Here is a 26,116-nt window from a genome sequence, read left to right on the forward strand (position 1 = left end):
CAACCCTGACCTAGAAGAACCGCTCGCCGATTACGATCACATCACCAGCCTGCACGACCTCGTCGAGCTCAAGCTTGGTCTTCTCCCCATTGCGGAACACCGACACGCGCCTGTCCGATCCGCTGGGGGACAGTCCCCCACTGCGCGCGATCGCCTTGCGCAGCGTCATGTCGTCCTTCAGCGCATAGGCGCCCGGCGCATTCACTTGGCCATATATGAAAAATTGGTCGGCCAAGGGAACATATATTTTATCTCCGGGGCTTACCATCGGGTCCTCTGTCCCGGTTCCGGTCGCGATCTGCTCGAAGTTTAAACGTTGCTCAATGCCGTCGGCACGGGTCAGGATGACGTAATCCGCGCCGGTGCCGGCGATGCCGCCAGCGCGGGCGAGGATCTCCGAGATGCGATATTCGCGGTCGACCGGCTGCAGGCCGGGGCTGCTGACCGCGCCGAGCACGATCACGTAGCGGCTGGCATAGCTCACCACCTCCACGCTTACGATCGGATTGATGTAATAGCCGCCGGCCGCCAGCGAGCTCGCCACCTGCTGGGCGAAGGCGGTGGGCGAGCTGCCCTGCGTCGCGACATTGCCGAGGAAGGGGAGGGCGATCGTCCCGTCCGAGCGGACGCGGGCGCGCGTCTTGAACTCGGACTGGCCGAGCACGTCGACCTCGACCACGTCGCCCGGGCCGAGAATATATTCGGCCGCTTCGGACGTGCCTTGCTGGCCTTGCTGCTGAGCCTGCTGCTGCTGTTGAGGCGGCTGCTGGGCGGTCGCGCCCGTCACGGGCGCCCAGGCGAGCAGCACCAGCAGAAGCATCCGGATCAGTCTGTTCATCGCACCTATCCTCGTCAAATGGTCAGTCGCGTGGTGAGCGCGACCGAGTAATTGTTGAAGCTCAGCTCGTCGAAATCGGAGCGGCGCCGCTCCGCCCGGCCGTCGAGCGAGAAAGTCAGCCGTTCCCCGACTTGATAGCTGCCGCCGGCGGAGAGCAGCAGGCGGCGGTCCTCGGTCTGAAGCACCGGGCCCGGGGTCAGCGCCGAATCGCGCAGCTTGCGCCGGCTGTAGTCTGCGCCAGCGCTCAGCCGGATGCGCTCGCCCAGGGCATAGCGCAGTTGGGCCTGATAATTGTCGGTGATCGCATAGCTGATGCTGAGCAGGTTCGGCTGCTCCGCTTCGCGCGACAGTCCGAGCGTCGCCTGGAGTCGCGTTCCGGGGGTCCATGTCAGGTCGGCGGAATAGGAAGCCCCCTTGAAGCCGGGAACACCGGCGAGGCTGGGCTGGACGCGCGTCAGGCCGCCGGAGATGTTGCCCGTCAGCTGACTCCCGATACGCCGCTCAAACGTGAGGCCGCCGGAATAGACCGTGATCGCGTTGCTCTGGTCCGGAGGCAGATCGGGAGTACGGTCATAGCGCGATTCGCTAAGACTGGCCTGAACCCCGAGACGACCGAAGACAGGACGGTCGTAATTCAGTGAGAAGCCGTAAACGTCATTCGTCGAATTGCCGCTGCGGCGCATCCGATCGCCATTTTCGGTACGTTCCCGGTCATAGGTGAAGGAGGGCACGAGAGTGCCGAAGCCGCGGCAACTGAGCTGCCCGCTATAGGAGGTGGTGGTTTGGGTGTTGACCTGCCGCTCCCCCGGGAGCACGTCGGCGAGGTCGCTTTGCTGCCGCGCATAGCTGACGGTGAGCTTAGAGCCGCAGGACCGCAGGTTGAGATTGAGCCCACCGGCCAGCTCAATCCGCTCGCGCTCAAGCTCATTATTCTCGCGGTAGAAATCATACCCGACGGTTCCCGCCAGGAACACCGACTGGCGGCCGAGCGGCTGCTCGGCATCGATGGTGAAGCTGGGGGTGGCGCGGATGTCGTCGCGGCTCTGGCCCGGCGGCGCGGATGCTCCCTCAGGAAGTCTCAGGATGTTGGTGTCGTAGCTGTTGAGGATCGTGACGCCGATGTCGAGCCGGCGCTCCGGCAGGCCTTGCGCGCCCGCCGCTCCACCGAGCGACAGGAGGCCGAGCCCGAGCATAGGCGCGATCTTCGACAATGCGGACCCTCCCCGATCATTCCCCGGCCCCCCGGCCTTGGCATGATAAACATACAGCAAAGCGGGCCTTATACGAATCCGATCCGAAAGGGCACCCGCAAGTCGCTGGATTTACCTCGATTTTGCATTTTCACTGCAATCCGATCAGTATAGGCGATGCAGCGCGCCCTTGCCGTCTATCGCTTTTGGCGCCACGCGGGGATCGGCTCGTGGGGCTGCGGAGGGATCGGCCGAAGGCGAGGACCGGAAGCGCGGGTGTCGGGGGAAGTTTGATGCAGACTGTGTACGACTGGGTGACGATCGCCCTGTTTGCGGGCTTGATCGTCCTGTTCCTGCAGCGCTCGGTCGGCAATAAGCAGGACGATGCGGAGATCGTCGAGCATCACGATACGATCTTCCACTATCTTGCCCCGTCCGTCGGATTGGCGGTCGCCAATTATCTCGGCAATGAGGGTTATGGGCTCCCCGCCTGGCTGCTGATCGCCGGCGTGTGCGTCTATATCTACCTGGTGCTCAAGCCGTTCCCGGCGCTGCGCTAGGCGCCGAGGCAAGAGGAAGTCAGACTTTGAAGTTCAATTTCCGCTCCTTTCTCGCCCGCGGCGGCCGCAGCAGGGAGCCCGACGCGGAGCAGGAGGCTGCGCCGCAGCCGATCGCGGACGAAAGCTGGACGGTCGCCCGGCCGCCGAAGCGGGAGGACCATCTTCCCCGCTTCAAGGGCGTGGCGGCGGTGCGGCGCGAAGGCACGGAGCGGAGCGAGATCACGCGCGCCCGCACCCGGCTTCGCGAAGCCTTCACGCCGGCCCAGCCGGTCACCGACCGCCGGCTCTTTGCGGGACGCATCGAAGTGCTCCACCATCTTATCGAGGTGATCGAGACTCGTCTGGCGCATGTCGTCGTGTTCGGCGAGCGCGGCATCGGCAAGACCTCGCTGATGCACATCCTCTCCGACCTCGCCCGCGAATCGGACTATCTGACACTGCGCGCGACGTGCGGCGCCGGCTCGCAATTCGACGTCTTGTTCCGGACGCTGCTCCGCGAGATCCCGCTCATCTACCACGAAAGCGTCTCCCCGACCGATTCGGGCAGCGGCGCGGAGACGACGCTGGCGAGCCTGCTGCCGGACCGTCCGTTCGACGCGCGCGAGCTGGCGGATCTGCTGAGCGGCGTCACCAGCGTCCGCATCCTGCTGATGCTCGACGAATATGATCGAATCGAAAGCGAGGATTTTCGGCTCAACATCGCCGAGCTGATCAAGAACCTTTCGGACCGCGCGGCGCCCGTCCAGCTCGTCATCGCCGGCGTCTCATCCAATTTGCACGAGCTGATCGGCTACATTCCCTCAATCCGCCGCAACGTCGTGGGGCTTCCGCTCCCGAAGCTGACCGAGGCGGAGGTGAGCGAGATCATCCGCCACGGCGAGCAGGCATCCGGCATCCGTTTCGACGCGGATATCGTCGGGATGATCAACGATCTGTCGCAGGGATCGCCCTATCTGGTCCGGCTGGTCTGCTATCACAGCAGCCTTGCCGCATTGTCCGCCGGACGGATGGAAGTCCTAATCGAGGACGTGCGGGAAGGCCTCGACCTCATGGTGGAGGAAGCTGCCGCGCGGCTGCCGATCGCTGCGCTCCAGAGCTCGCGCCGCATCGACCTTGCGCGGCACGCCGAGCTGCTCGGCTGCACGGTGCATCTCGCGGGAACGCCGAGCGGCTGGTTCTCGGCGCCGGACATCGTGGACGAAGTGAAGAACCCGGAGACGGTGGCGAGGATCGAGAATTTCATCAGCGACGAGCTGATCCCGGTCAGGCTGATGCTTCGGGAGGGCTCGGGCCCGGAGGCGCGCTACCGGTTCGTCGACGAAGGACTGCAAAGCTTCCTCTGGATCAGCCTCGCGCGCAACCGGCTGCTCGGGGGCGCCTGAGCGGTGAACGAGCGGGCGGAGCGTGGCGCGTGCCCGCTGGTCAGCGTCATCATTCCGCACCTCAACCAGCCGGACTTCCTGCGCACCTGCCTCCAGTCACTGGCAGCGCAGGACTGGCCGGCCGAGCGGACTGAGATCATCGTCGTCGACAACGGCTCGCGCGAGCTGCCGGATCTGGCGGCGCTCGGCTTTCCACACGCGACGCTGCTGGCCGAGCCCACGCCTGGCCCTGGCCCAGCGCGCAATTGCGGCATCGCGGCTTCATCTGGCGCGCTGCTCGCCTTCATCGACGCCGACTGCCGGGCGGATCCGGGCTGGATCTCGGCGGCGGTCGCCGGTCTGACGGCCGAAGGCAGCACGGGCGTGGTCGGCGGCGACGTGCGGATCGACTTCGGTGATGACAAGCATCTGACGCCGCTCGAAGCCTATGAGGCGGTCTTCGCCTACCGTCAGAAGCTTTACATCGGCCGCCACGGCTATTCGGGCACCGGCAACCTCGCCATGCGCCGGGGTGTGTTCGACATCGTCGGGCCGTTCGGCGGCATCCACACCGCCGAGGATATGGACTGGGGCCGGCGTGCCCGCGCCGCCGGTCACCCGGCCATGTACCGGCCCGACATGATCGTCTATCATCCCGCACGCACCACCAGGGCCGAGCTCGAGACCAAGTGGCGCCGCCATGTGGCCCATTCGCTCGTCCTGCATCGCCAGAGCGGCGGCTCCGATCTCGGCTGGGCGGCCCGCTCGGCGATGGTGCTGGCGTCCGCGGTTCCGCATATCGGCATGGTGCTGACCTCGCCGCGCCTGCCGGGCTTCGCCAACCGCCTACGCGGCATCGGCGTGCTGATCGGTATCCGCGCCTTTCGTGCCCGCGAGATGCTCCGCCAGCGCGCAGGCAGCGCGACGGCCGGGTCGGAGAGCTGGAACCGGCCTCCCGAAGGCTAAGCTTGGAGCGCGGCGTAATGCGCCAGCCGGGCCTTCAGCCAGCCGATCAGCGCGCTCGGATCCGTGGTCGCCATGGGTGGCACCTTCTGCCGCGCCCGCTCGATCGCCGGGCCAAGATCGTCCTGCTCGACGGCCACCTCGATCAGCCCGCGGTCGGCGAACGCGGTGGTGATCTCGAACTGATGGTCGTCATAATGCTCGCCCCGGGCGAACTGGCGCGGCATCGCCACCACGCGGCACCCTTCGCGCAGCGCGGTGATGAGCGAGCCGGTCCCGCCGTGGGTCACGACGATGTCGGCATCGCGCAGGATCGCCTTCATCTCCTCGAAGCTGAGCGCCGGAAAGGCGCGGACCCGCTCCGCCTCAGCAGCCGCCTTGCTGCCGATTCCGGTCTGCAGGATCACCTCCTCCGTGATCGCGCCGCTCCTCGCGAGATCGACCACGCCGCCGGTCATGCGGTCGAAGGGCAGGGTCGCGCCGACCGTCGCAAGGACCAGCGGCTTCTTCGGCGGCCGTGCCGCCTCCAGCCTCCTGAACGGATCGAACACCAGAGCGTCCGGCCAGCGCTCCTTCAATTGCTCCGACTGGGCGATGACGTCGGTCGCGAACGGTTTCACCATGCGCCCGAATTTGGACGGCGCTTCGAAGCGGGCGAAGGATTCGACCAGGATCACCTTGGCTCCGCTGAGCCGGCCGAGCAGGGCGATCCAGAACACCGCGCCTGCCCCCGTCGTCAGGATGACGCTCGGCTTCTCCTGCCGGAGGATCTCGATCGACTGGACGAGGTTGCGAATCATCGCGCGCAGCATCTTGAACGGCTTGCCGAGCCGCAGTTGTCCAAAGCTGTAATGATCGACGAACCGCGCCGGATGGTCGCTGGCGATGCTCTCGCCGAGCGCGCTCTCTTCGGTGACGAAGAAATAATCATGGGCCGACCAGACCGGTTCCAGGTCCAGCAGCTGCCGCACATGGCCGCCGCCCGAGCCAGCCAGGCACAGGCGAAACCCTTTGCTTTCCACGCGGAACCCCCGTTCGATCCGTCCGAATGAGCCCGGCGCTCTAGCCCGCCCGGTTCGGCAACACTAGCCGCTCCATCTGTGCCCCGCCTGCACATAGTTCGCCGCTCGGCGCGGCGACGCCTGAATCCATTTTACCAATTGCGACCGAATGGCTATGGCCCGGTTTTCAGGAAAGAAGCGGGTGGGAGATCAAGAGGATGCGCGTCAAGGCGTCTCTGATTACGGCGGCATTGCTGCTTGCAGGCTGTGGTGGCAGCGAGGGTGAAGGCGGCGGGGGCGGCGAGCCTCTCGCCAAGGGCCAGACGGTGGCGACCGTAAATGGGAAGGACGTGACCGTTCACCAGCTCAATGCCGAGCTGATGGGCGTGAACCTGCCGGAGGGCGAGCAGCGCAAGCAGGTCGAACAGGCGGCGCTCCAGGCCGTGATCGGCCGGCAGATTCTCGCCGACATTGCCCGCGAGCGCGGCATCGACAAGTCGCCGAGCTTCCTGATGCAGCAGCGCCGAGCGAACGAGAACCTGCTGGTGCAGATGCTGAGGTCAGACATCGCGTCGCGCCTCCCGCCGGCGACGCGCGAGGATGCCGAAGCCTATATGCGGGCGAACCCGGACTTTTTCGCGCAGCGGAAGGTCTTCCAGCTCGATCAGATTCAGTTCGCCACGCCGGCCGACATGAACAAGGTCAAGAACCTCGAGCCGCTCAAGACGATGGAGCAGGTCGAGCAGCAGCTCATCCAGGATCGGATCCAGTATCGCCGCGGCGCGACCCGGCTCGATACGATCGGCACCAATCCGGAGCTGATCCGGCAGATGCTCCGTCTCCCCGAGGGCGAGATCTTCGTCGTGCCCCAGCAGGGTTCGATCGTCGCGAGCCGCATCACCGGCGTGCAGGTGGTGCCGTTCGAAGGTGAGGATGCGATCAACTATGCGATGAACCTCGTCCAGAACCAGCGCATGCAGCAGGCGACCGAGCGCGAGCTGAAGGGCAGGCTCGAGGAGGCCCGCAAGACGATCAAATATCAGGAGGGCTTCGGGCCGCCTGCCGGGGCGCAGCCGGCAGCTCCGACGAAGGCCGCCGCAGGAACCTGACCCAGCTCTCGTCGCGGCGGCTCGCGCCCGCGGCGCGAGCAGATTGCGACCGGAACGCGTGAATGACGGACCAGGCGATCAATATTGGCCTCCTGTGGCATTCGGTCCGGTCCGGCAATCTCGGCGTCGGGGCGCTCACGGTCAGCAATATCGCATTGATCCGGGAGGCGTGCGGCCGGCTCGGGCTGCGGCCCCATCTCACGGTGCTGGGGCCGCGCGAGGCGAGCCCCGTCTATGTCCGCGAGCCGGACGTCGAGGCGCTTGATATCGATGGGCGCTTCATGGGGTCGCCATCGGGTTATTGGCGAACGCTGCGCGCGCTCGATTGCGTCGTCGACATCGGCGCGGGCGACAGCTTCGCCGAAATCTACGGACCCAAGCGCTTCGGCTATCTCTGGCTCACGAAATTCCTCGCGGTGACCCGCGGGCTGCCGCTGCTGATGAGCCCTCAGACGATCGGCCCGTTCGAGGGTGAGCCGTGGCGCAAGCTGGCGGGCTATATCATGGATCGGGCGCAGGTGGTGCTGGCGCGCGATCCACTCTCCTTTCAGGCGGCGAGCGAGCTTGCCCGCAAAACGCGGCTTCGGGAGGCGATCGATGTCGCCTTCGCGCTGCCGTTCACGCGGCGGTCCCGCGCTGGTGGCCCGATCGAGATCGGTATCAACGTCTCGGGCCTGTTGTTCAACGGCGGCTATGGCGGCGGCAACCAATATGGGCTCGAGGTCGACTATGCGGCGCTGATGCGCGGCTATCTGACTGCTCTCTCGAGGCGTGACGATGTGGCGGTGAAGCTCATCACCCATGTCGTTTCGGCCGACCTTCCCGTGGACGATGACGGCCGCGTCGCCGACCTTCTCGCCCGCGAATTCCCGAAGGCGGAGCGTGTGCCCGACTTCGCCTCGCCGAGCGAAGCCAAGTCCTACATTTCGGGCCTCGACCTCCTCGTGGGCGGGAGAATGCATGCGTGCATCGCCGCTTATTCGAGCGGCGTTCCAGTCATCCCGGTCGCCTATAGCCGCAAGTTCAGCGGCCTGTTCGAAGGCGTGCTCGGCTATCGGCATGGCGTTCCTGTGAAGGGGCTCTCGACCGAGGAAGCTCTGGCTTATCTCACCCGTGCGCTGGACCGCCGCGACGCGCTGCGCGAGGAGATTGAGGCAGGCTTGCGAACCGTGGACGCCAAGCTCGATGTCTATCGGGCGGAGCTCGACCTTTTCCTCGGCGGCGTTGCTGCCGGCCGGAGGAAGGCGGCGTGAATGCAGTCAGTTCACCTACCCTGAAGCGCGTGCTTGCCGGCGACCTCTGCTCCGGCTGCGGCATGTGCGCGGGCGTCAGCGGCGGCGCGATTACGATCGAGGAGTCTGTGAAGGGCTATAATCGGCCCCATCAGCATGCGCCGCTCTCGGCGGAGGCGGAGCGGGCGGTGGCCCATGGCTGCCCCGGCTCGGCGGTTGCCGGTTGGAACGACAAGAGCGATTGCGACCCCTTCTGGGGCCCGCATCAGTCGATCAGCACGGGCAATTCAACAGACCCGGAGCTGCGGTTTGCGGCGTCTTCCGGGGGAATGATCTCGGCTCTTCTGGCGCATGCGCTGGAGACCGGCCTAGTCGATGAAGTCATTCAGGTCGGCGCCGCGGACGACCCGACCCGCACCGCCATCCGCCGCTCCTCCAGCGGCGAGGAGATCGCCGCCAGCGCCGGCTCCCGCTATTCGCCGTCCTCGCCGCTCGCCTTCGTTGGCGATCTGCTCGACGAGGACAAGAGCTTCGCCTTCGTCGGCAAGCCCTGTGACGTGTCAGCCTTGCGCCGCCTGGGCGAACTGGACTCCCGGGTCGCGGAGCGCTTTCCGGTCGTGCTGTCCTTCTTCTGTGGCGGCATTCCCAGCCATCGCGGCACTCAGCAGATCCTCGACGATCTGGGCGTCGCCAAGGCGGACCTTGCCGACTTCAAATATCGCGGCGACGGCTGGCCCGGCTACGCCACCGCCACCCGCCGCGACGGATCGAGCGAGCGGATGAGCTATGCCGACAGCTGGGGCGGCCGGCTGTCGAAGCACGTCCAGTTCCGCTGCAAGATCTGCCCCGACGCGGTCGGCGGCACCGCCGACATTGCCTGCGCCGACGCCTGGTACGGTGACGAGAGCGGCTACCCGCAATTCGAGGAGACGGACGGTCGCAGCCTGGTGATCGCCCGCAGCGACGCCGGCAGCGCGCTAGTCGAGAGCGCCCGCCGCGCCGGCCGGATCGAGACCGAGGCCTGCCCGCTCCGCGACATCGACCTGATGCAGCCGTCGCAGGCGCGGCGGAAGCGGCTGATCGCCTCGCGCGTGGCTGCCCTCGCCGCGACCGCCCAGCCGTGGCCGGATTATCGCGGCGTCGCAGTTCCCGCCGCCGCCCGCCGCGCGGGCTTCGGCGAGACGCTGAAGAGCTTCCTCGGCATGGGCCGCCGCATCGTCATGGGCAAGCGCTGAGCGATGGCAACCGTGCTCGCCCCGATCCGCGCGCTCGGCACTTCGCTCCCCCGGCGCCTCGCCGGCTGGATCAAGGCTCGCCTGAACCCGGAGCAGGCGCCGCCCGTCCTCGCGCCTTATCGCCCGGTCCGCACGCGCCGCGAGGAAAAGAAGCGTCGGCGCCGCCTGCTCACCGCGATTGGCTTCATCGGCTTCATCTACGGCTTCCTCGTCTCGATCTTCCCGGTTGCCTGGTATCTTTACATGGCGTTGCCGATCCTCCTCATGGGGGCACTCGTCGTCTGGGCCCTGCCGGAGAGCGAGTCCTATCCGGAAGCGGCCATCGAGCGGCTCTTCTTCGCCGTCTTCATCAGCCTGTTCCTCTGGCCGAATTACCTTGCCGTCGAGCTGCCGGGCCTGCCGTGGATCACGATGATACGACTCTGGGCGGCGCCGCTCTGCCTGGTCTTTCTAATGAGCCTGTCGACGTCTCCGAGCTTCCGCGGCCGCATCACTCAGGTGTTTTCGGCGAGCCCGTGGCTGCTGCGGTTGATGGTGGCATTCATCATAATCCAGACTCTGACCCTGCCGCTGTCGGGACGGCTCGGCAACTCGTTCAACAAGTTCCTCGACGCACAATTCGCCTGGACGACGATCTTCTTTGTCTCTGCCTGCATTTTCATGAAGCCGGGGCGGCCGCGCCTGTGGGCCACCTTGTTCTGCGCCATGGCCGTTCTGCTGGCATTTCTCGCCATTCCCGAGCTGCGAAGGCAGCAAGTCCTCTGGGGAGGGGAGATCCCGTCCTTTCTGGCGATCGAGGACGAGCGCGTACTTGCGATCCTCGCCGGCGGCCGCCGCTTCGCGTCGGGCATCTATCGGCTGCAGTCGACCTTTGGTACCTCGCTCAATTTCGCCGAGTTCCTCGGCTACACAACGCCCTTCTTCCTTTATTTCCTCGCCACTGCGAGGTCGGCGCTGCTGCGCCTGGCGATCATCGCCTACCTGCCTTATTCCTTTTGGGTGATCAGCGGCACCGATTCGCGGCTCGGCGTGATCGCCTTCTTCGCCTCGCTGATGCTCTACCTGCTGCTCTGGGGGCTGAAGACTTGGATGCGGCGGCGAGAGAATCTGTTCGCGCCGCTGGTGGTGCTCACGTACCCGATCCTCGCCGGTTTGTTCTTCGTGTTGACTCTGGTCTGGCAGCGGCTCGGGCGGATGGTGTGGGGCGGCGGTCCGCAGCAGGCGAGCAACGAGGCGCGCAAGCAGCAATATGCCTCCGCCTGGCCCAAGATCGGCAAGAACCCGGTCGGCAACGGCATCGGCGAGGGGGCGGTGACGCTCGGGCACACCAATCTCGGCGGCACGCTGACCATCGACAGCTATTATCTGACGATCGCGCTGGAATATGGCGTGCTCGGTTTCTTCGTCTACTACGGGCTCGTGATGACCGGAATTTGGCAGGCGGTGAAATACGGTCTGCAAAGCGTGGGCAAGGAGGCCGAGCTGCTGCTGCCTTGCGCGGTGATGCTGACCGTGTTCGTGATCGTGAAGGGCGTGCTCGCCCAGGACGACATCCACTCGGCGATGTTCATGGTGCTGGGGATGGTGGCGGCGCTCACCTACAAGGTGAAGCGGGACCTCGAGGCGAGGGGAGGGGTGCCGGTTGGGCGTTGAGCAGCTCTACGAGGGGAAGGCGGACACCTATTTCGCCAATGCCCGGCACGATATCGTCGCCCGGCTCAAGACCGACACGAATTCGGCGCTGCTCGAGCTGGGCTGCGGCGCAGGCGGGACCGGCGGGGCAGCGCTCGCGGCGGGCAAGGCCGGCCGATACGTCGGCATCGAGCTCAGCCCGAAGGCGGCGGCGGCGGCACGGGAGCGTCTGACCGAAGTGATCGAGGGGAATGTCGAAACGCTCGATCTGACGCCGCTCCACGGCTCATTCGACGCATTGATCATCAGCGAGGTGCTGGAGCATCTCACCGACCCGTGGCGGGCCCTGACGGCACTCGCCGCGTGCGTTCGGCCGGGAGGGCAGGTGTTCGCCAGCTCGCCCAACGTCGCCCATTGGCGGGTGGTTCGCTCGCTGGTCTCGGGCCGGTTCGACTATCAGGAAAGCGGTGCGATGGACCGCACCCATCTGCGCTGGTTCACGCCGGCCAGCTACCGCCAGATGTTCGAGGCGGCCGGGTTCCAGATCGTCTCGATCGAGCCGATCACGCCCAATGCCGGGCGGACGCGGCTCCTGAACCGGCTGACCGGCAATCGCTTTCGACACCTGTTCATGACCCAGATGATGGTGGAGGGCCGCCGTCCGTGAATCGGGAGGGGCAGGACCTGCTCTTCTTCGCGCGGCGGCTGGAGCGATTCGGCGATGCCCCCGCCCTGATCCTCGAGAGCGGCGAGACGCTGACCTATGCCGAGCTGGCGCGGCGCGCCGACGACTTTGGAGAGCGGTTGGGGGCCGAGCGGTCGCTGCTGCTGATCGAGGCGGAGAACCAGGTCGAAGCCGTGATCGCCTATCTCGGCGCACTCCGCGCTGGTCATCCAATCATCCTCAGCGGCGGCGGTTCGGACGGCGCCCGGCGCCTCGTCGAGACGTACCGGCCTAACTGGCGCTTTCACGTGGACGGCAGCGAGTGGCGCCTCGATGCGACGGGGGAGGGCGGGCGGGAGCTGCATCCGGAGCTAGCGCTGATGCTGTCGACATCAGGGACAACCGGCGCGACCAAGCTGGTGCGGCTGTCCGCGAACAATATTGATGCCAATGCACGGTCGATCGCCACCTATCTCGGCATCGCCGCCGGAGACCGGCCGATCACGTCGCTCCCGCTTCATTACAGCTATGGCCTCTCGGTCCTGAACTCTCACCTCGCCTCCGGGGCCGCCCTGCTGCTCACGGAACGATCGGTGATCGACCCCGCTTTCTGGACCTTCTTCGACGCCCATGGCGCAACCAGCATCGCTGGTGTTCCCTACACCTACGAGCTGCTGGAGCGGGTTGGCTTTCGCGATCGTGACTTGCCGACGCTGAGGACCATGACCCAGGCGGGCGGGCGACTGCCGCCCGAGCTCGTCACCCGCTATGGCGATTGGGCGCGCTCGCGCGGCGTGCGCTTCTTCGTCATGTACGGGCAGACTGAGGCCACTGCCCGGATCAGCTACGTGCCGCCCGAGCGGCTGGAGGGGAATGAGCGGACGATCGGCGTTCCCATCCCCGCCGGAGAGCTGCGCCTGATCGATGACGAGGGGCGCACCATCGATGCGGCCGGCGAAGCGGGCGAGCTGGTCTATCGCGGGCCGAACGTGATGCTCGGCTATGCCGAGGGGCAAGGGGATCTCGCCCGCGGCCGCGAGCTGGAGGAACTGCGCACCGGCGATCTCGCGGTCCGCGAGCCGAGCGGCTTCTTCCGCATCACCGGCCGCAAGAGCCGCTTCTCCAAATTGTTCGGGCTGCGGGTGAATCTCGACGAAGTGGAGGCGCAGCTCGCCCGCCTTCACCTGCGAGGTGCGGCGGCAGGCAATGACACGCTGGTCGCCGTCGCATATCTCGGCGATCTGCCGCCGGAGGCGGTCCGGGGGAAGCTCGCCGAGGCGCTGTCGCTGCCCGCCGAGGCGTTCGAGGCCGAGCAGGTGGCCGATCTCCCACTCCTCTCCTCCGGCAAGGTCGATTATCGGACCATCCTCGCCCGTGCCGAGGCCCGTCGAGCCGCCGCGCCTGTCGATCCAAACAGCGATTTCGGCACTTTGTTCGCGGCCGCCTTTCCCGGACGCCCCATCGCCCCCTCCGACAGCTTCGTCAGCCTCGGCGGCGACAGCCTGGTCTATGTGACGCTGGCCGGCGAGATCGAGACGCGACTGGGGCACCTGCCGCGCGGCTGGGAGGGGATGAGCGTGGAAGCGCTCGCGGCCAAGGCCGAGGGCGCACCGCGCGCCGTGCGCGTATCGAGCATCGACAGCGAGATCCTGCTACGGGCGCTCGCGATCCTGGCGGTCGTGATTAATCATGCGAGCAGCTATGCAGTCGGTGGCGGCGCCGAGGCCCTGCTGATGCTGGCCGGCTTCAATATGGCGAGGTTCAATCAGGGCCGCTTCGTCGAGGGCCGCTTCTGGCAGGCGATCGGCAGCTTCGCGCTGCGCGTCGTCTTGCCGGTCTATCTGATTATCGTCGCCTTCGCGATCGTGCGTGAGGACCCGCCGGCCAGCTCCTTCGTCATGGCGAGCGTGTTCGAGGGACGGTTCGGATCGATCCTGGAGCCCTTCTGGTTCATCGAGACCCTGCTCCATTGTTTCCTGCTGGTCGGCTTCATCTCCTGGCTGCCGGCCGCCCGGCGGCTCGCGGCAACGCAGCCCTTCCAGTTCGGCCTGGTGCTGCTCGGGCTCGCGGTCGCGATGCGGCTCGCAGGGCCTTTGCTGTTCGATCATGCGCCGCTCGGCGGCCGCAGCGTCGACCAGCTCTTCTTTCTCGTCGCCCTCGGCTGGTGCGCCTATTTCGCCGGCAGCCTGCGCGCGAAGCTCGGCATCGCCGCGGCCACCCTGCTGTTCGCGGCGTTGAACGGCGGACTGGTTTCATTCCCCGGCTGGATCGCTTCGGACAAGCTCTACAGGCTCACCTGGCTGGTGGCAGGGATGGGCCTGCTCCTGTTCGTGCCGCGCATCCCTATCCCGGCGCTGCTGCGGCGCGCGCTGATCCCGCTCGCCGCCGCCAGCTTCTCAATTTACGTGGTCCACGGCCTGCCGATCTACGCAATCAACGAGCATATCGACCGGAGCCTGGAGCTCACGAAGATCGTCATCGGCGTGGCGTCGGGCCTGATCTTCCACTGGCTCGTGTTAAAAATTGTACGGCGGACGAGGAGGGTCCGCGCCGGTTAGCTTTCGAAGCCAAGGCGGGCGGCGATGGCGGCTGGATCTTCGGGGGCCATCGCACCGCGGCGTGCGCGTCCGCGATGCTTGACGCGGATGCGAATATCTTTCTCAATTACCGTCAGCGGGGACGATGTGATCGCACAAACGAGGTTTTGGATCGGCAACCGATCCCGCCATTTGCGACGAAGATAGTACCAGGCCTGCTTGTAGCCGCCGTCCAAATTGATCACCGGGCGGCTGTGGTGAACGGCTGGCGCATCGATGACCCACGTGCTGTAGCCTTGCACCGCGGCGATCTCAATGATGTCGGCTGCATAAAGGTGGAAGCCAGGCAAGCCTTCATCAAAGCGCACACCAGTCGAGGTTCTGACAAACAGGATCATCTCGTCGAGCGTCTTTACTCGCGCGGGAAGAGTGCCGTGGCCCCCGATGACTTTGCCAATGCCTGTCGACCAGACGCGGCCGTGTAGCAGCCCGTCTTCGTCAGCGCCAACGACGCCTGCTACCGCCCAGGCTGGGGCGACCTCGTCGAGGCGGTGGAGCGCCGCTTCAAGCTTGGCGAGATAGCCGCGCGGGAGGTAGACATCTTGATGAAGCAGAATCAAAACGTCGGCATCGGTCTCCTCTAGCGCACGGTTATAGGCCGCGCCGGCGGAGCGAAAGCCTTCGTAGGTGCGCAAAGCCAATGCGCCGCGAGCGATGTCCGGCGACGCGAACAGGCATCGATGAAGGACCTCATGATCGTTGACGGCTGCGGCGGCGGCGAGCTTTGAGTCCATGGGTTAGCTATCGTCTTTGTTAGCTGTGGGCAGCGCAGGGGTTTGAGTCTATGATGCTGGAGGGTTGATTGCGACTGGCGACGATTCTGGAGCGATCACTCCGTAGTCGAGATGAACTCCGCCTTCAAATGCCTCTGGAGGACGAGCGGCTTACGAGCAGGCCTACAAGCTTCTCGCGAATATGAATCGGCAGCGATGCGAGACCCAGCGCCGCGGTGCTGGCCAAGAGGAGAGCCGATCCTCCCAACCAAAGGGGCTCGAACGGCTCGGTGCGTTGTGAAAGGGCGGCAGCAAGCGCGAGCAAAGCAAGGTTTGGCGCGAGGATCGCCAGGCCGCCAATGCGTCGGTCTTGCATCCAAGAAAGGAGCAGGAGATCGAGAAGGCAGCGTAGTCCGAACATGACCGCGCAACCGACAAGTCCATATAGCTTCATCGCCAGCGTCAGGCCCGCGAGATAGGGAGCGAGCTCAAGAAGATGGCATTTGGTGACGAGGTCAGGGCGCCCTCTCGCCTGAAGCCGGGTCAGTGGAAGCAGCGCGAACGCGTTGATCCAGAATCCGATGAGCAAAAGGCGGGCGACCGGCGCCGCCTGGCCGCCGATGTCGCGGCCGACCCAAAGCTCAAGGAATGGGCCGATCAGAAGGACACCGCCTAGCACCGGAAACGTCATCAAGGCTGCCAATGTCCGAAAAGCGAGGCGGCCGAGCCGTTCCTGCTCCTCCGGAGGCGCCGCGGAAAGTCGCGGAAAGAGTGCTGTCGTCAGCGCCGATGGAACGATGGCCATGCGCTGGGCCAGCTGGAAGGGTATCGAATAGAGGGTCACGGCCACGGCGCCGAGCACCGCCCCGATTAGAAAGCGATCCGTGACGAGGAGCATCGCGCCCACGAAGGAGGTAAGGGATATCCATCCGCCGAAGCTGAGCAGCTCCTTTATCCGCGCCTTCTCAATCCGGACGGGATGATCGCGCGTCACTTCGGCGTGACACATCGCGCACAGGATCACGATCGCGATCAGGCGGGCGGCGAGGGCGGCGAGGAGAAGGCGTGGGAGGTAGGGGCCCATCGCCCACGCGACGCCGAGCGGGAACAGCTGGAACAGCACCGTCGACGTCACGGAAACGGTGTTGGTCCGCAGGAATTGCTCGCGGCCCTGCAGTGCCCCAGTCAACACGCCGGTCATTGTGGCGACCGGCACCGTCATGGCGAGGAACGGCACGCCTGCAATGATCTCGGGTCGAATCCGCGGCTCCACCTTGAAGACATCCGAGAAGAACCAGTGCGCTGCCGCCCACAGGATCGCAGCCCCTATAAGGCCGAGGCCAAGATTGACGATGATGGCCGTCCAAAGTGTTGTGGCCCTCTCCTCCGCGGGAGCGTCCCGAAGGGCGGCGATCCGAAAAGCCGTTGCGCGTCCCAAACCGAGATCAAAGAGCCCGAGATAACCGAGCATGATCCAGGCAATCGCCAGCACCCCATACCGATCCGTCCCGACAAGCTTCAGGTAGACGGGTACGGTGACGAGAGAGAGGGTCAGCGGGATGACGGCGCCCGCCAGGTTATACCCAGCGTTGCGTCCTATGCTCTTGCTGCCACTTGTGTCCCTTACCCCAGCATTTGCCATAAGCCGGTGTGCTAAGAGCAAACGCTGCAAGATGCTATACGTTGAACGACAGTGCTCGACCCGCTCTTCCGAACGACCGCTTTGGCGCGCGGGGCAGGCAAATTGGTGTCGCCTGCAGGCTTGGTCGGGCGTTCGCCATTTTCCTCGGGCTTCGATGCCGTGCAGGTATCCAGGCAGCTATGGCGAGGATCCAGCCACTAGGTGATCCTATGGTGGAGTGGTTGCACCCCCAATCGGCGTTAACAATATTCGTTTGAAAGTGTATCTATTTGGGATTCTTGGAAACAATCGTTAATAGTTTGTTGACTGTTATGAACAATCCGTTCACCTAGGGGGCCTGGGGGAGGCGCCGACTCGCCTTCCGAGATTGCGATTATTCAGTCGGAGGGGAACTCACATGCGCCGTATCACTCGCGCCCTTCTCGGGGCCGCTGCCATTGCCTGTCTCATGCCTACTGCCGCCAACGCGGTCACCATCAATCTCTTCGACACGAACGGTCGCGTCGCGGGGACCGCTGCCGAGAAGGGCTTCCGTGAAGCTGCGGCCTTCTGGGAATACATGTTGCGGGACAACATCACGATCAACCTCGGCGTTGACTATGCTGCGCTCTCTGCGGGCGTGATCGGTTCCACCGGCAGCACCCGCGGCACGGTGGCCACCTCCCAGGTCTATGCCGCGATGGCGGCCGACGCCAAGACCGCCCTCGACACGACCGCCGTCACCAACCTGTCGCCGCTCTCCGCGGTCGGCGGCATCTCCATGATCACCAGCGGTTACGACACCGACGCGACGCGCGCCGGCATCGACGTGACCAAGCGGGCATGGGACAATGACAACTCGGCGAACAACCTGTTCCTGGGCGTCAACACCGCCAACCTGAAGGCGCTCGGTTATACGATCAATTACGGGGCGAGCAATCCGAACGGGCTGGACGGCAACGTCACCTTCAGCAGCAACTTCGCGTTCGACTTCGATGCCAGCGACGGCATCGCGGCGAACCAGATGGACTTCGTCGGCGTTGCGATCCACGAGATCGGCCACGCCCTCGGCTTCACCAGCGGCGTCGACGTCTACGACAACCCCGCCAACGTGAACTTGAACAACGTAAACGCCAACGGCGCGGCGGGCATCTTCTCGGCGCTCGACCTGTTCCGTTACAGCAACGATCCGACCGGTGTGGCGCCGGGCACCGGTCCGGTGCTCGACTTCGCGGTCAACTCGCCGGCTTATTTCTCGATCGACGGCGGCGCGAGCCAGTTCAACGGCCGCTCGCTGATGTCGACCGGGCGCAACTACGGTGACGGCCAGCAGGCTTCGCACTTCAAGGATGCGAAGAACCCGAATTGCAGCGGCCAGATCGGCATCATGGATCCGACCTTCTGCCTCGGGCAGCTGGGTGAGATCACCGGCACCGACCTCGCCGCGTTCGACGCGATGGGCTGGGACCTGCGCTTCGACGTGCTCCGCAACAAAGACTTTCTCATGACCTCGGCCGCGGTTCAGAACCTCGCGGCGGTGCCGGAGCCCACCACCTGGGCGATGCTGATCGCCGGCTTCGGCATGGTCGGCTTCACGATGCGTCGTGCCCAGCGCCGTCAGTCGAAGGGCGCGATGGCGATCGCCTGATCGCTTGAGCTCGAGAACCGGAGGAGCCGCGGACCGGAGTCCGCGGCTCCTCTTTTTTTGCCCGCGGATCTACGAATTTCTCGTTTGGCCGTTGAGCGGGCAATGCTGCCGCCGTAGCTCGGAATCACCTTCCGTTCATTCGCCCATATTAGAGTCGAAAGCGCCGCGGCAGATTTTTGCCCTATTGCCTGCATAGCACCTGCTTTCTGCCCGCTCTTTGATGATCGAGGCCGTCCATCAATATACGGGCTTCGGATGTCGGCGGCGCGTGGAACCTGCGCTTGATGAGGCGGAACTGATCGCCGCAACGCGATCCGATGTCGGTTGCGCATGACTCACCGAGTGCGGGGCCCCCGACATCCATCGCTTGCGCAGCTAAATTTCTAGCGTCGACCCGCTTTCCCACTTTTTAGTGAAGCGGCGCCTCCGCAGGCATCGGCCGTTCAGCTGATGCATAGCGAGTTTCGCTGCTAGTGAAAATCAGAGCGCTGCCGAGCGGTACAGGCGCAGGCTGGCTTCAAGAATCGTTGATATCATACGCGGTCTTTGATGCTAGCGGACGGCGCCGTACGGGCTCTGACGCAGGTCGCAGCCGAACAGCGGACCATGAGTCGGACCATGCGCTGCTGCAGACACAAAGCTGCCCCGCATTGCCGACCCGACAGTCCTGATTACCTCGACGATTTCATGCGTTGTCACGGCGCTGTGGATCGCGACTAGGGAGAGCACTGGGCGCAGGTTGATCAAGCGCGATCTTGGCTGGCCGAGGAGCGTCTTCTGACGGAGCGCGACGCGGGGACCTTGGCGCGATGAGTGAAGCTTCGCCTCTATCATCGCAATCCGGAGCTCTTCATACCTTTCGGTTAGATCGTATTTGAAGACAAGACGCCGACGCTGGACCCACTCTTCACCCGGCGAATTCCGTGGGAGGCAACATACGGGCAAACAGGCTGCGCTTGTGGATCTGCGTGCGTGTCCGCAAGATCTTCCATCCCGCGTCCGTGCGGATGAGGGTTCGATAGTACCAGCCGCTGTTGGATGTGTGCTCGTCGTCGCCCAGAAATGCGTAGCTCTGCACCGTCTCGGCCGTGTCGCCATCAACCATGATCCGCAATCCGCCGCAAAGATAGGTGCCGTGCGGCGCTTGGGATAGCGTCGCAGCGACCTCCTCCCGTCCGAGATGCTCCCGTGGAGACACCTCGTAGACAGCGTCGTCGGTGAAGAGGTCAAGCAACCCCTCGAAGTCATTGAATTCGAGCCGGAGGTAATATTCGTCGTGCACATCCCGAACCGCTTGCCGATCGGCCACGCTCTGCAAATCGGAGCTTGGTTCCACGTTCTTTCCCTTTACGCCATTGATGTGCCTATGTTTAGAGGCCCGGGCGTGAAAGTGAAAGATACCGCGTACCGAGGTCGCGCCATTGTCACGCATGTAGTGGGGCAATGGCCACATCACATTGACGAGATATACGACCTCTCCGACCGCGCCGCGCCACATTTCCTGGTCCCGGTAAAAACGCGAGAGGGCGACGCTCTGGATAAGGGGAACGCGGCGCCTATCAGACGCAGCCAACAGCGCCATTGCCTCCGCAGGTACAATTCCACACCATAAGGCTCTTGAGGAGGGCACGGTGACGACTGGACGAACACGCGGGGTTGAGGGGCAGACGGTCGGGCCTTTCTTCGCGAGTTCACGCGACAGCGAAATCGCCGCTGTGGCCCTGTCGGTTCGGGAAGACCCGCGCAGCGCGCTGCCGCGGTTGCGCGCGATCCTGCGCGCCCACCCAGGCGATCCGGCAGCGATACTGCTTCTGGAAAAGGCCCTGCAGGCGCTCGGGCAGGATCATTCACCAGAGAAGATCAGGCTACTCGCCAAGGGTGCCGAGTTCCAGGACGCGCGAAATCGCGAGGCGGCGGCACTGATCGGACAGGAGCGTCTGGCGGAGGCTGAACGCTTAACCCGATCGATCCTGAGCGTTGAGGCAACCAACCCGACCGCCTTGCGCCTGCTCGCCGAGATCGCCAGCCGTCTCGGTCGGATGGCCGAAGCTGAGCTTCTGCTCGAAAAGGCGCTGACCATCGCTCCTCATTTTGCGACTGCACGCTACGTCGACGGGCAGCTGGACGTTCACCAGGCGTGTCTGGCAAAGCCCTGCTGACCCTTTGTCGATCGTAGCGAGCCTTCCGCCGATCCGCCGGCTCCCCGGGCCAGGGAATGCGCCGTAATCGTCGATCTCGAGCGTGTAGCCGGGGCCGTCAATTCTCAGGATGGTGCTGTCGATCCCCTGCGGCCGCGCCACCGCCGCCTCCGGCGGAACTGCCAGGCTCAAGCCTGCGACATAAGCGGCGCGTGTCCAGCCGGCCGGCGTCGAGATCGCGCTCTCCGTCAACGGTTCCGGAAGAATTGCCGCATTGCGTTCCGAAGCCGGGGAGCAACCCGGCAAGGCGAGGCCTGCGATCATGATGACCATCCACCGCATCCGGCCCTGCCTGCCCTTGGGGAGCGGATTGGGCGGTGCCGGCCGGTCGCCGGGATCGCAGGGGAATGGTTGCGCACCCGGGGCATAGCATGTGGATCGCGCGGATGGTCGGACCAGGGCTGGCAAGTTCGTGCAGGTGCGACACCGCCTTGGAGGGCCGTCCCGGCCCGTTCTCTTCCTCATGGAGATGCCGCTACGAGGCGCGCGGGCAAGCTTCGGCCGTTGTTGACGAACAGAGCCATATCGCGGTTCTGGCCGATGGCCGCAATCACATTGCCAGTGAAGAAGTTGTACAATTGCATCGCTGCGGGTGCGTCGCCGCAGCCTGCCGGCGGTCGTTCCGGCGAGAAGCGGCTGTGATCAGTTCCGAAGCCGCGCCCGTTCCGCCAGCGCCCTGAGAAGGTGCCGCAGGGAAGGGCGACGGTGAATGCGTCGCCGGGGCCGAGTTTAAGCCGCGCAGGTCCAGGATCGCGCTGGAGATCGAAGCTGGTGCCGGACCGCAATCCCGTTCCCGCCGAGGTGCCGAAGGGCTTCGTCGAGAGCCGGCGCAGACGCAGGGCGCCGCTGCGGCCAATCAGGGCGATTTCGTCGTCACCCGCGCGGGCGATCCTGGGTGAATCCGTCACGATCGTGCTGATCTTCTCGCGGACCTCGTCCCGCGGGCATTTGGCGAGCGTCACGACGCCAGAGCCGAGGGTGAAGAGTTGCCGCTCCGATCCGATGGCGATCCCCTCGCTACGTCGGCAGCCGTCCCAAAGGGCGAAGGCCCGCGGGCCCAGGAAGAACGCTGGCGGCCGGTCGCCCGGGGGCGGCCTCGATCCGTCCACGGAAACAATCTGCCACTCGCCGGCGAACATGCCTTCTTGCCCTCGAGTGAAGGTCGGGTCCTGCCGGCCGGTCAGCCAATGCGCCTTGCTTGCAAGCACGAGCTCCCCGTTAGGACCGACCACGTATGCGAGGCGGCCAGCGAGCGCCCGGGCGACCATGTCGCTTTGCCCGAGGAGAGGCTGACTGCATGGACGCTCGGTCATGCCGCCGGGATCGACGATCAGGGCATCGTCCAGTTGCCGCCACGGCCCGCCTCGTGTCGCGCAGGGCGTCTCGAGCGTCCATCGATCGGCCTCAAGCGTCAGGCGAGCCGGCACCTGCGCGCCCGGAAGCTGGATCGCAGCGCCGTCGACCGCCAGGAGCTCCCACCGTGTGCCGGCAAGGAGGGGCGGGGGCGTGGCCGGCTTATCGATCGGTGCCGCCTCGACGAGACGCAGCCGCATGCTGCCCCCCGGGGCGCGAAGCACAACGGCGTCCGCGCCCTCCCAGGTGACCGTCGGACCACTGGCGAGAATTTCGAAAATGCTGTTCTCCTGCTCCGTGAGATCAGCACATCCTTGCTGGGTTGCCATGGGTGGTTCAGCGAACCACCTTTCGCCGACCAGCACTCCATGGCCGCCGAAGCCGTTGCAGCCGCTGCTGCCACCATAGCTCCCCGAAGCGAAGGAGACATGGGGCTGCACCTCTGGATCGCGCGCCTGGGGCCGCGCGGCCTTCCCATTCACCTCGACGATCCGCCAATGCCCATGAAGCGAGGCGGGCCTGGCGGATCCCGAATCTTCGGTCGGAGACTTTCTCGGTTCGGACGGACCCGGTGCAGAGCAGGCGAACAGCAGGGCCAGCGCCAGGGCTGCGATCGCGTCTTTCACCCGGAACACCCTCCCTGATCGTCGTCCTATCGGAGAACGCATTGGAGCCTCCAAAGCTGCGTCGTGCCGCGGTGGAGCACCCGGCCGCTCCCCCGCCGGTTGCTGCCAAAGGCATTGAATCGACGTGCGTCAGCCGAGCCCCAGGGCGATGCTGCTTGGCATGCTCGAACCGGCGCGGCACTGCAGCGCATCGAAGCATGGGCGCCCTGCCTGGCGCCATGTGCTTGATCATGCCCTCGTTCAGCGGGATGGCCGGGAGGTCCCATCGTGATCCACCCAAGTGTCCACGCCCGCGAGACGACCAGCGGGGACACACGCAGCCGGTGCAGTCCAAGACTCTGCCCACGTCACGACCGCAACGTTGCCGAAGAACCGCACATTTGCTCGCTCCAATGACGCGGTCGCGCGCCGCGCATCTCCGGAGACGGCCGCGATCAACTGCTCTCCCGATCGGACCTCGCCGCTGGTTGAAATCCAAAGCGCCCGGGAATCAAGATGTCGACGTAGCGGTGCTGGATCGCCGGTGACGAGCATGCCCGTCGAATCCTCGGTCGCCTGCAGGATGTAGCGGCAACTCTCTTCGTCGCCTCCGTCGCAACTCGTCACCGGGCCGACTTGCGCAATCACTTGCGCACTGCCTGTCATGGAAAGGGCGACGAGCATCCTCAAACCGAACTTGAACCTTCATACCGCCCTTCCTGCTAGCCTATGCCAACGTCGTTCATGCGGCTGGTCCACCGGCTGTTCAGGGTACGCTGGCCCGTTCGGAGAATGTGACGCCAAGCCAGTCGATGATTACGGACGCCAGGGCGACGCGATTATCGTTGTAGCTGTGGTCCGTCTCGAACTTAACTCGGGTTGGAGCTGGGCCGCCCGCCTGAGAGACGGCCGCCGCGATGGCAGCACCGTCCTTTTCCAGGCCGTCGTTTGAGTCGATCACCAGGACCGGCCGCCGCGCCATCTCGGCCGCGTTCCGGCGCCAATCCCACGTCCTGAGGTTCGCCAGGCCCTCGTCGATCATGGCAGCATAGGACATGTTGGTGAAGCTGGTGTCCTTCTCCCACTCTGAGCGGGCCGCCTCGCGCGCCTCTAAGGACTTAAGCGGGCCTAGAAGAGCGCCCATGTCGGCCGCGGAGATGGTGACGAAGCCGGCCACTCCCGCGTCATCACCGATCATCACCGTGTCGAAACCTCCCATGCTGTGACCCAGCACAACGATGCGCGAGGTGTCGACCTGTCCAGCACGGGCAGACTGGCGCAGCCAGACCAGTGCGGCGCGCGCGTCCTCGATCGTGTGATTGAAGCTGAACTGCCCAGGCGCGCCCCAGACCCCCCTATAATGGATGGCCATCACGTTCCATCCCGCCCGCTGCACGGCGCGGGCCAAGTCCAGGTTCAATTCGGTGCCTGGAAAGCCGTGCAGGAGCAACATTGTTGGATGTGGCCCGGGTCCGGCCGCGATGAACCAGCGGGCCGGCACCTGAACACCGCCGGTCAGATAGCGTGTCTGCACCAGCTGAGGCGGATGGGCTGCATCGCTGCGCTGGTCCGCGATCACCGCCGCCGATGGCCTCGCGTCCTGCGCATGAGCCATCGATGTCAACGTCGCCCACGCAAGCGCCGCCACTGCGATCCGCATGCTTGTTTCCCCCGGTTCGGCGGAGCCTCAGGATAGGCTGCGCTCCCGCTGCCCGGCTTAGCAGAGGTCAGCGTCGGCTTGCCACCCATCGCGGAATTGAACAGGCCGCCCTGCGCCCCATCCAAAACGATGTCGAAGTCGAAGCCGCATCGATTGGCGCGGTGATCTACTCATGCGCTTTTTGTGAATTACTGGTGCGGTAGGCAAGACGCTGCGACCGCTGTCAGGATCGAATTGAAGAGTGGTCGTCTTCCCTCCTACGTGCCAAATCGTCTGGCATCTGTGCGATGCCGTCCCCTTACCCATGCGCAAGTTGCTTACGGCGGGTGTTAAGGTCATGTGGCGGAAAGCCATGACGGCATCGCACGATCTCGACCGCCTGCTGGTGACGATGGACGTCGCGGTCCAGAATTTCGGCGTCTGCGAGGTGCGGCGCGGCTACAGGCTGGTCAGCGCGCCGGTCGATGCGATAATGGTCCATTATGTGCTGGCCGGCACGATGCACATGACGATCCCGGGCATGGATCTGATCGTGTGCGGGCCGGGCGGCATCGCCTTGATCCCGCCGGGCATGCAGCCCAGCATGACCGCGGACGGCGGGCCGGCCACCGAAGTGATGGCGCTCGACCATGCCAAGATGAACCGCGACGGCCTGCTCGTCTTCGACGCGGCCGAGGGCGGAGCGGGCGACCTGAGGCTCGTCTGCGGCATCATCATGGCAAGCCTGTCCGGCTCGTTCGGACTGTTCGACAAGCTGAAGGTGCCGATCGCCGAGGATCTGAGCGGCGTCGATATCGTGCGGCAATCCTATGCGATGATGCTCGCGGAGATCGAGCAGCCGGGTTTCGGCACGCGGGCCTTGTCCGGAACCTTGATGAAAACCTGCCTGCTGATGGTAATCCGCAGGTTCTTCGGCCGGCCCGGCGGCGATCAGGCGCTGGTCGGGGCGCTGACCGACCCGAGGCTCGGAGCGGCGGTGGCGATGGTGCTCGACATGCCCTCGGCGCCGCATACGGTGGCGACGCTTGCGGCTCGCGCGGGGATGAGCCGGTCCACCTTCGCACGCCAGTTCAGCGACGCTTTTTCCATGAGCCCGATGGAGTTCGTCGCCAAGACGCGGCTGCACCACGCCGCCGACATGCTGCGATCGAGCCGCCTTCCGATCAAGGTGATCGCCGCCAGCATCGGCTTTGCCAGCCGCAGTCATTTCTCACGTGCCTTCCGCGATGCCTATGGCGCCGATCCCAGCGCATTCCGCAAGTCGCACAGCGAGCCGGCGCTCGATGCTCCGAAGCCGCTCAGCGGATCGCGCGAGCGCTTCGCCCTGCCCGAAGAGCCGGATTGAGGGCTGACGACGGTCCTCAATTGGTGCTCTCCTATGTCGAAACGGTCCCAGATCGCGCTGACGGGGTTGCGGAAGTAACGTGACGAATCGCGCTGCCGAAAAGCTTTGTCAGCGGCTGAAAACGCCGGTTGTTACGGCTCCGGAGGCGTCTTCCTTCGTGCCCCAAATACTGACCTTGGCAAGTATAGCGGGCCAGAAGCGGTCAGGAACACTCGTTAATCGAGCCCGTTCTCCTGTCACGATCTCGCAAGATCGCCACTAGGAGAAAGATAATGGCTCGCAATTTTTCGGATGTCTTCAGCAACGACCAGAACGACAGCAACAATTCGTCCGACACCAACACCGATCAGAATGCCGATGCGGCGCTGGATACCAGCAACGAAGGCATCAGCGTCCAGAACGAGAGCTACAGCCGTGACGAGGACGGCGAGGAATCCTACGAGAGCACCGGCGCCGACACAGGCGGCACTGACCTCGGCTCGAACCTCGACATCGACAACATGGTCGACAACATGACCGACAGCTCGAACTCGTCCAGCGGTTCGGAGCTGCTCGACTCGTAATCGGGTTCCTGGGGCGGACCGGTCTGAC

At 65.1% G+C, this 26,116-nt stretch carries 22 protein-coding genes; 13 read left to right on the forward strand and 9 right to left on the reverse strand.

From position 1 onward, the window contains the following. Nucleotides 1–10: 10 nt before the first annotated feature. Nucleotides 11–838: a polysaccharide biosynthesis/export family protein gene (locus AC5JBD_RS10850; RefSeq protein WP_495721811.1), complete on the reverse strand. Its 828-nt coding sequence runs from the start codon at nt 836–838 to the stop codon at nt 11–13. A gap of 14 nt (nt 839–852) precedes the next feature. Then, a complete protein-coding gene (locus AC5JBD_RS10855) occupies nt 853–2,049 on the reverse strand; it encodes an outer membrane beta-barrel protein (protein ID WP_495721812.1) in 1,197 nt (398 codons plus the stop codon). A 272-nt stretch (nt 2,050–2,321) separates the two neighbouring features. Here AC5JBD_RS10855 and AC5JBD_RS10860 point away from each other — a divergent pair, with 272 nt between their 5' ends. From AC5JBD_RS10860 to AC5JBD_RS10870, 3 genes are read left to right on the forward strand one after another with little or no spacing between them, the layout of a single operon-like run. Next, nucleotides 2,322–2,588 carry an XrtV sorting system accessory protein gene (locus AC5JBD_RS10860; RefSeq protein WP_495721813.1) on the forward strand — a complete coding sequence of 89 codons (267 nt, stop codon included), beginning with the start codon at nt 2,322–2,324 and terminating at the stop codon, nt 2,586–2,588. Nucleotides 2,589–2,614: 26 nt separating this feature from the next. Next, on the forward strand, nt 2,615–3,970 hold the full coding sequence (locus tag AC5JBD_RS10865) for an ATP-binding protein (RefSeq protein ID WP_495721814.1): 1,356 nt from the start codon (nt 2,615–2,617) through the stop codon (nt 3,968–3,970). A 3-nt stretch (nt 3,971–3,973) separates the two neighbouring features. Continuing rightward, complete coding sequence (locus AC5JBD_RS10870; RefSeq protein ID WP_495721815.1) at nt 3,974–4,915, forward strand: glycosyltransferase family 2 protein; 942 nt, start codon at nt 3,974–3,976, stop codon at nt 4,913–4,915. Here the strand turns inward: AC5JBD_RS10870 and welK are convergent. Next, on the reverse strand, nt 4,912–5,934 hold the full coding sequence (gene welK / locus AC5JBD_RS10875) for a beta-1,4-glucuronosyltransferase WelK (RefSeq protein WP_495721816.1): 1,023 nt from the start codon (nt 5,932–5,934) through the stop codon (nt 4,912–4,914). The genes AC5JBD_RS10870 and welK overlap by 4 nt on opposite strands. Before the next feature lie 197 nt (nt 5,935–6,131). On the opposite strand from welK, the gene AC5JBD_RS10880 reads away from it, so the two are divergent. From AC5JBD_RS10880 to AC5JBD_RS10905, 6 genes are all read left to right on the forward strand, one after another. After that, the gene (locus AC5JBD_RS10880; protein ID WP_495721817.1) at nt 6,132–7,022 is read left to right on the forward strand and encodes an EpsD family peptidyl-prolyl cis-trans isomerase; all 891 of its coding nucleotides are present in this window, start codon (nt 6,132–6,134) and stop codon (nt 7,020–7,022) included. Nucleotides 7,023–7,084: 62 nt separating this feature from the next. Continuing rightward, nucleotides 7,085–8,275, forward strand: a complete 1,191-nt coding sequence (locus AC5JBD_RS10885) for a polysaccharide pyruvyl transferase family protein (RefSeq protein WP_495721818.1) — start codon at nt 7,085–7,087, stop codon at nt 8,273–8,275. Next, complete coding sequence (locus tag AC5JBD_RS10890; protein WP_495721819.1) at nt 8,272–9,489, forward strand: Coenzyme F420 hydrogenase/dehydrogenase, beta subunit C-terminal domain; 1,218 nt, start codon at nt 8,272–8,274, stop codon at nt 9,487–9,489. Before AC5JBD_RS10885 ends, AC5JBD_RS10890 begins: the two co-directional genes overlap by 4 nt. A gap of 3 nt (nt 9,490–9,492) precedes the next feature. Then, entirely contained in the window at nt 9,493–11,142 is a 1,650-nt protein-coding gene (locus AC5JBD_RS10895) for an O-antigen ligase family protein (protein WP_495721820.1), read from the forward strand. Continuing rightward, nucleotides 11,132–11,788: a class I SAM-dependent methyltransferase gene (locus AC5JBD_RS10900; RefSeq protein WP_495721821.1), complete on the forward strand. Its 657-nt coding sequence runs from the start codon at nt 11,132–11,134 to the stop codon at nt 11,786–11,788. Before AC5JBD_RS10895 ends, AC5JBD_RS10900 begins: the two co-directional genes overlap by 11 nt. Beyond that, on the forward strand, nt 11,785–14,343 hold the full coding sequence (locus AC5JBD_RS10905; RefSeq protein WP_495721822.1) for an AMP-binding protein: 2,559 nt from the start codon (nt 11,785–11,787) through the stop codon (nt 14,341–14,343). The genes AC5JBD_RS10900 and AC5JBD_RS10905 overlap by 4 nt, the downstream gene beginning before the upstream one ends. Here AC5JBD_RS10905 and AC5JBD_RS10910 read toward each other — a convergent pair. Both AC5JBD_RS10910 and AC5JBD_RS10915 read right to left on the reverse strand, forming a co-directional pair. Beyond that, nucleotides 14,340–15,116: a hypothetical protein gene (locus AC5JBD_RS10910; protein WP_495721823.1), complete on the reverse strand. Its 777-nt coding sequence runs from the start codon at nt 15,114–15,116 to the stop codon at nt 14,340–14,342. The genes AC5JBD_RS10905 and AC5JBD_RS10910 overlap by 4 nt on opposite strands. A gap of 124 nt (nt 15,117–15,240) precedes the next feature. Then, nucleotides 15,241–16,737, reverse strand: coding sequence for a flippase (locus AC5JBD_RS10915; RefSeq protein WP_495721824.1), 1,497 nt, complete (start codon nt 16,735–16,737; stop codon nt 15,241–15,243). A 397-nt stretch (nt 16,738–17,134) separates the two neighbouring features. On the opposite strand from AC5JBD_RS10915, the gene AC5JBD_RS10920 reads away from it, so the two are divergent. Then, complete coding sequence (locus AC5JBD_RS10920; RefSeq protein WP_495721825.1) at nt 17,135–18,364, forward strand: NF038122 family metalloprotease; 1,230 nt, start codon at nt 17,135–17,137, stop codon at nt 18,362–18,364. A 907-nt stretch (nt 18,365–19,271) separates the two neighbouring features. Here the strand turns inward: AC5JBD_RS10920 and AC5JBD_RS10925 are convergent. After that, a complete protein-coding gene (locus tag AC5JBD_RS10925; protein ID WP_495721826.1) occupies nt 19,272–19,946 on the reverse strand; it encodes a nuclear transport factor 2 family protein in 675 nt (224 codons plus the stop codon). Nucleotides 19,947–20,079: 133 nt separating this feature from the next. On the opposite strand from AC5JBD_RS10925, the gene AC5JBD_RS10930 reads away from it, so the two are divergent. After that, the gene (locus AC5JBD_RS10930) at nt 20,080–20,523 is read left to right on the forward strand and encodes a tetratricopeptide repeat protein (RefSeq protein WP_495721827.1); all 444 of its coding nucleotides are present in this window, start codon (nt 20,080–20,082) and stop codon (nt 20,521–20,523) included. Between the two features lie 500 nt (nt 20,524–21,023). Here the strand turns inward: AC5JBD_RS10930 and AC5JBD_RS10935 are convergent, their stop codons facing one another. The 3 genes from AC5JBD_RS10935 to AC5JBD_RS10945 form a co-directional block, all read right to left on the reverse strand. Continuing rightward, entirely contained in the window at nt 21,024–22,541 is a 1,518-nt protein-coding gene (locus AC5JBD_RS10935; protein ID WP_495721828.1) for an META domain-containing protein, read from the reverse strand. 240 nt (nt 22,542–22,781) lie between these two features. Then, a complete protein-coding gene (locus AC5JBD_RS10940; protein WP_495721829.1) occupies nt 22,782–23,204 on the reverse strand; it encodes a nuclear transport factor 2 family protein in 423 nt (140 codons plus the stop codon). 82 nt (nt 23,205–23,286) lie between these two features. Beyond that, the gene (locus AC5JBD_RS10945) at nt 23,287–24,180 is read right to left on the reverse strand and encodes an alpha/beta hydrolase family protein (RefSeq protein WP_495721830.1); all 894 of its coding nucleotides are present in this window, start codon (nt 24,178–24,180) and stop codon (nt 23,287–23,289) included. Between the two features lie 352 nt (nt 24,181–24,532). Between AC5JBD_RS10945 and AC5JBD_RS10950 the strand changes: the two genes are divergently transcribed. Both AC5JBD_RS10950 and AC5JBD_RS10955 read left to right on the forward strand, forming a co-directional pair. Beyond that, nucleotides 24,533–25,525, forward strand: coding sequence for a helix-turn-helix domain-containing protein (locus AC5JBD_RS10950; RefSeq protein ID WP_495721831.1), 993 nt, complete (start codon nt 24,533–24,535; stop codon nt 25,523–25,525). Between the two features lie 272 nt (nt 25,526–25,797). Continuing rightward, nucleotides 25,798–26,088, forward strand: a complete 291-nt coding sequence (locus AC5JBD_RS10955; RefSeq protein WP_495721832.1) for a hypothetical protein — start codon at nt 25,798–25,800, stop codon at nt 26,086–26,088. Nucleotides 26,089–26,116: the final 28 nt, after the last annotated feature.

Source organism: Allosphingosinicella sp., from assembly GCF_059502505.1.

Coding starts and splice junctions, on each gene's coding strand:
- AC5JBD_RS10850 (WP_495721811.1), bottom strand. CDS start 838: ATGAACAGACTGATCCGGATGCTTCTGCTGGTGCTGCTCGCCTGGGCG.
- AC5JBD_RS10860 (WP_495721813.1), top strand. CDS start 2,322: ATGCAGACTGTGTACGACTGGGTGACGATCGCCCTGTTTGCGGGCTTG.
- AC5JBD_RS10880 (WP_495721817.1), top strand. CDS start 6,132: ATGCGCGTCAAGGCGTCTCTGATTACGGCGGCATTGCTGCTTGCAGGC.
- AC5JBD_RS10885 (WP_495721818.1), top strand. CDS start 7,085: ATGACGGACCAGGCGATCAATATTGGCCTCCTGTGGCATTCGGTCCGG.
- AC5JBD_RS10895 (WP_495721820.1), top strand. CDS start 9,493: ATGGCAACCGTGCTCGCCCCGATCCGCGCGCTCGGCACTTCGCTCCCC.
- AC5JBD_RS10910 (WP_495721823.1), bottom strand. CDS start 15,116: ATGGACTCAAAGCTCGCCGCCGCCGCAGCCGTCAACGATCATGAGGTC.
- AC5JBD_RS10915 (WP_495721824.1), bottom strand. CDS start 16,737: ATGGCAAATGCTGGGGTAAGGGACACAAGTGGCAGCAAGAGCATAGGA.
- AC5JBD_RS10920 (WP_495721825.1), top strand. CDS start 17,135: ATGCGCCGTATCACTCGCGCCCTTCTCGGGGCCGCTGCCATTGCCTGT.
- AC5JBD_RS10925 (WP_495721826.1), bottom strand. CDS start 19,946: ATGGCGCTGTTGGCTGCGTCTGATAGGCGCCGCGTTCCCCTTATCCAG.
- AC5JBD_RS10940 (WP_495721829.1), bottom strand. CDS start 23,204: ATGCTCGTCGCCCTTTCCATGACAGGCAGTGCGCAAGTGATTGCGCAA.
- AC5JBD_RS10945 (WP_495721830.1), bottom strand. CDS start 24,180: ATGCGGATCGCAGTGGCGGCGCTTGCGTGGGCGACGTTGACATCGATG.
- AC5JBD_RS10950 (WP_495721831.1), top strand. CDS start 24,533: ATGACGGCATCGCACGATCTCGACCGCCTGCTGGTGACGATGGACGTC.
- AC5JBD_RS10955 (WP_495721832.1), top strand. CDS start 25,798: ATGGCTCGCAATTTTTCGGATGTCTTCAGCAACGACCAGAACGACAGC.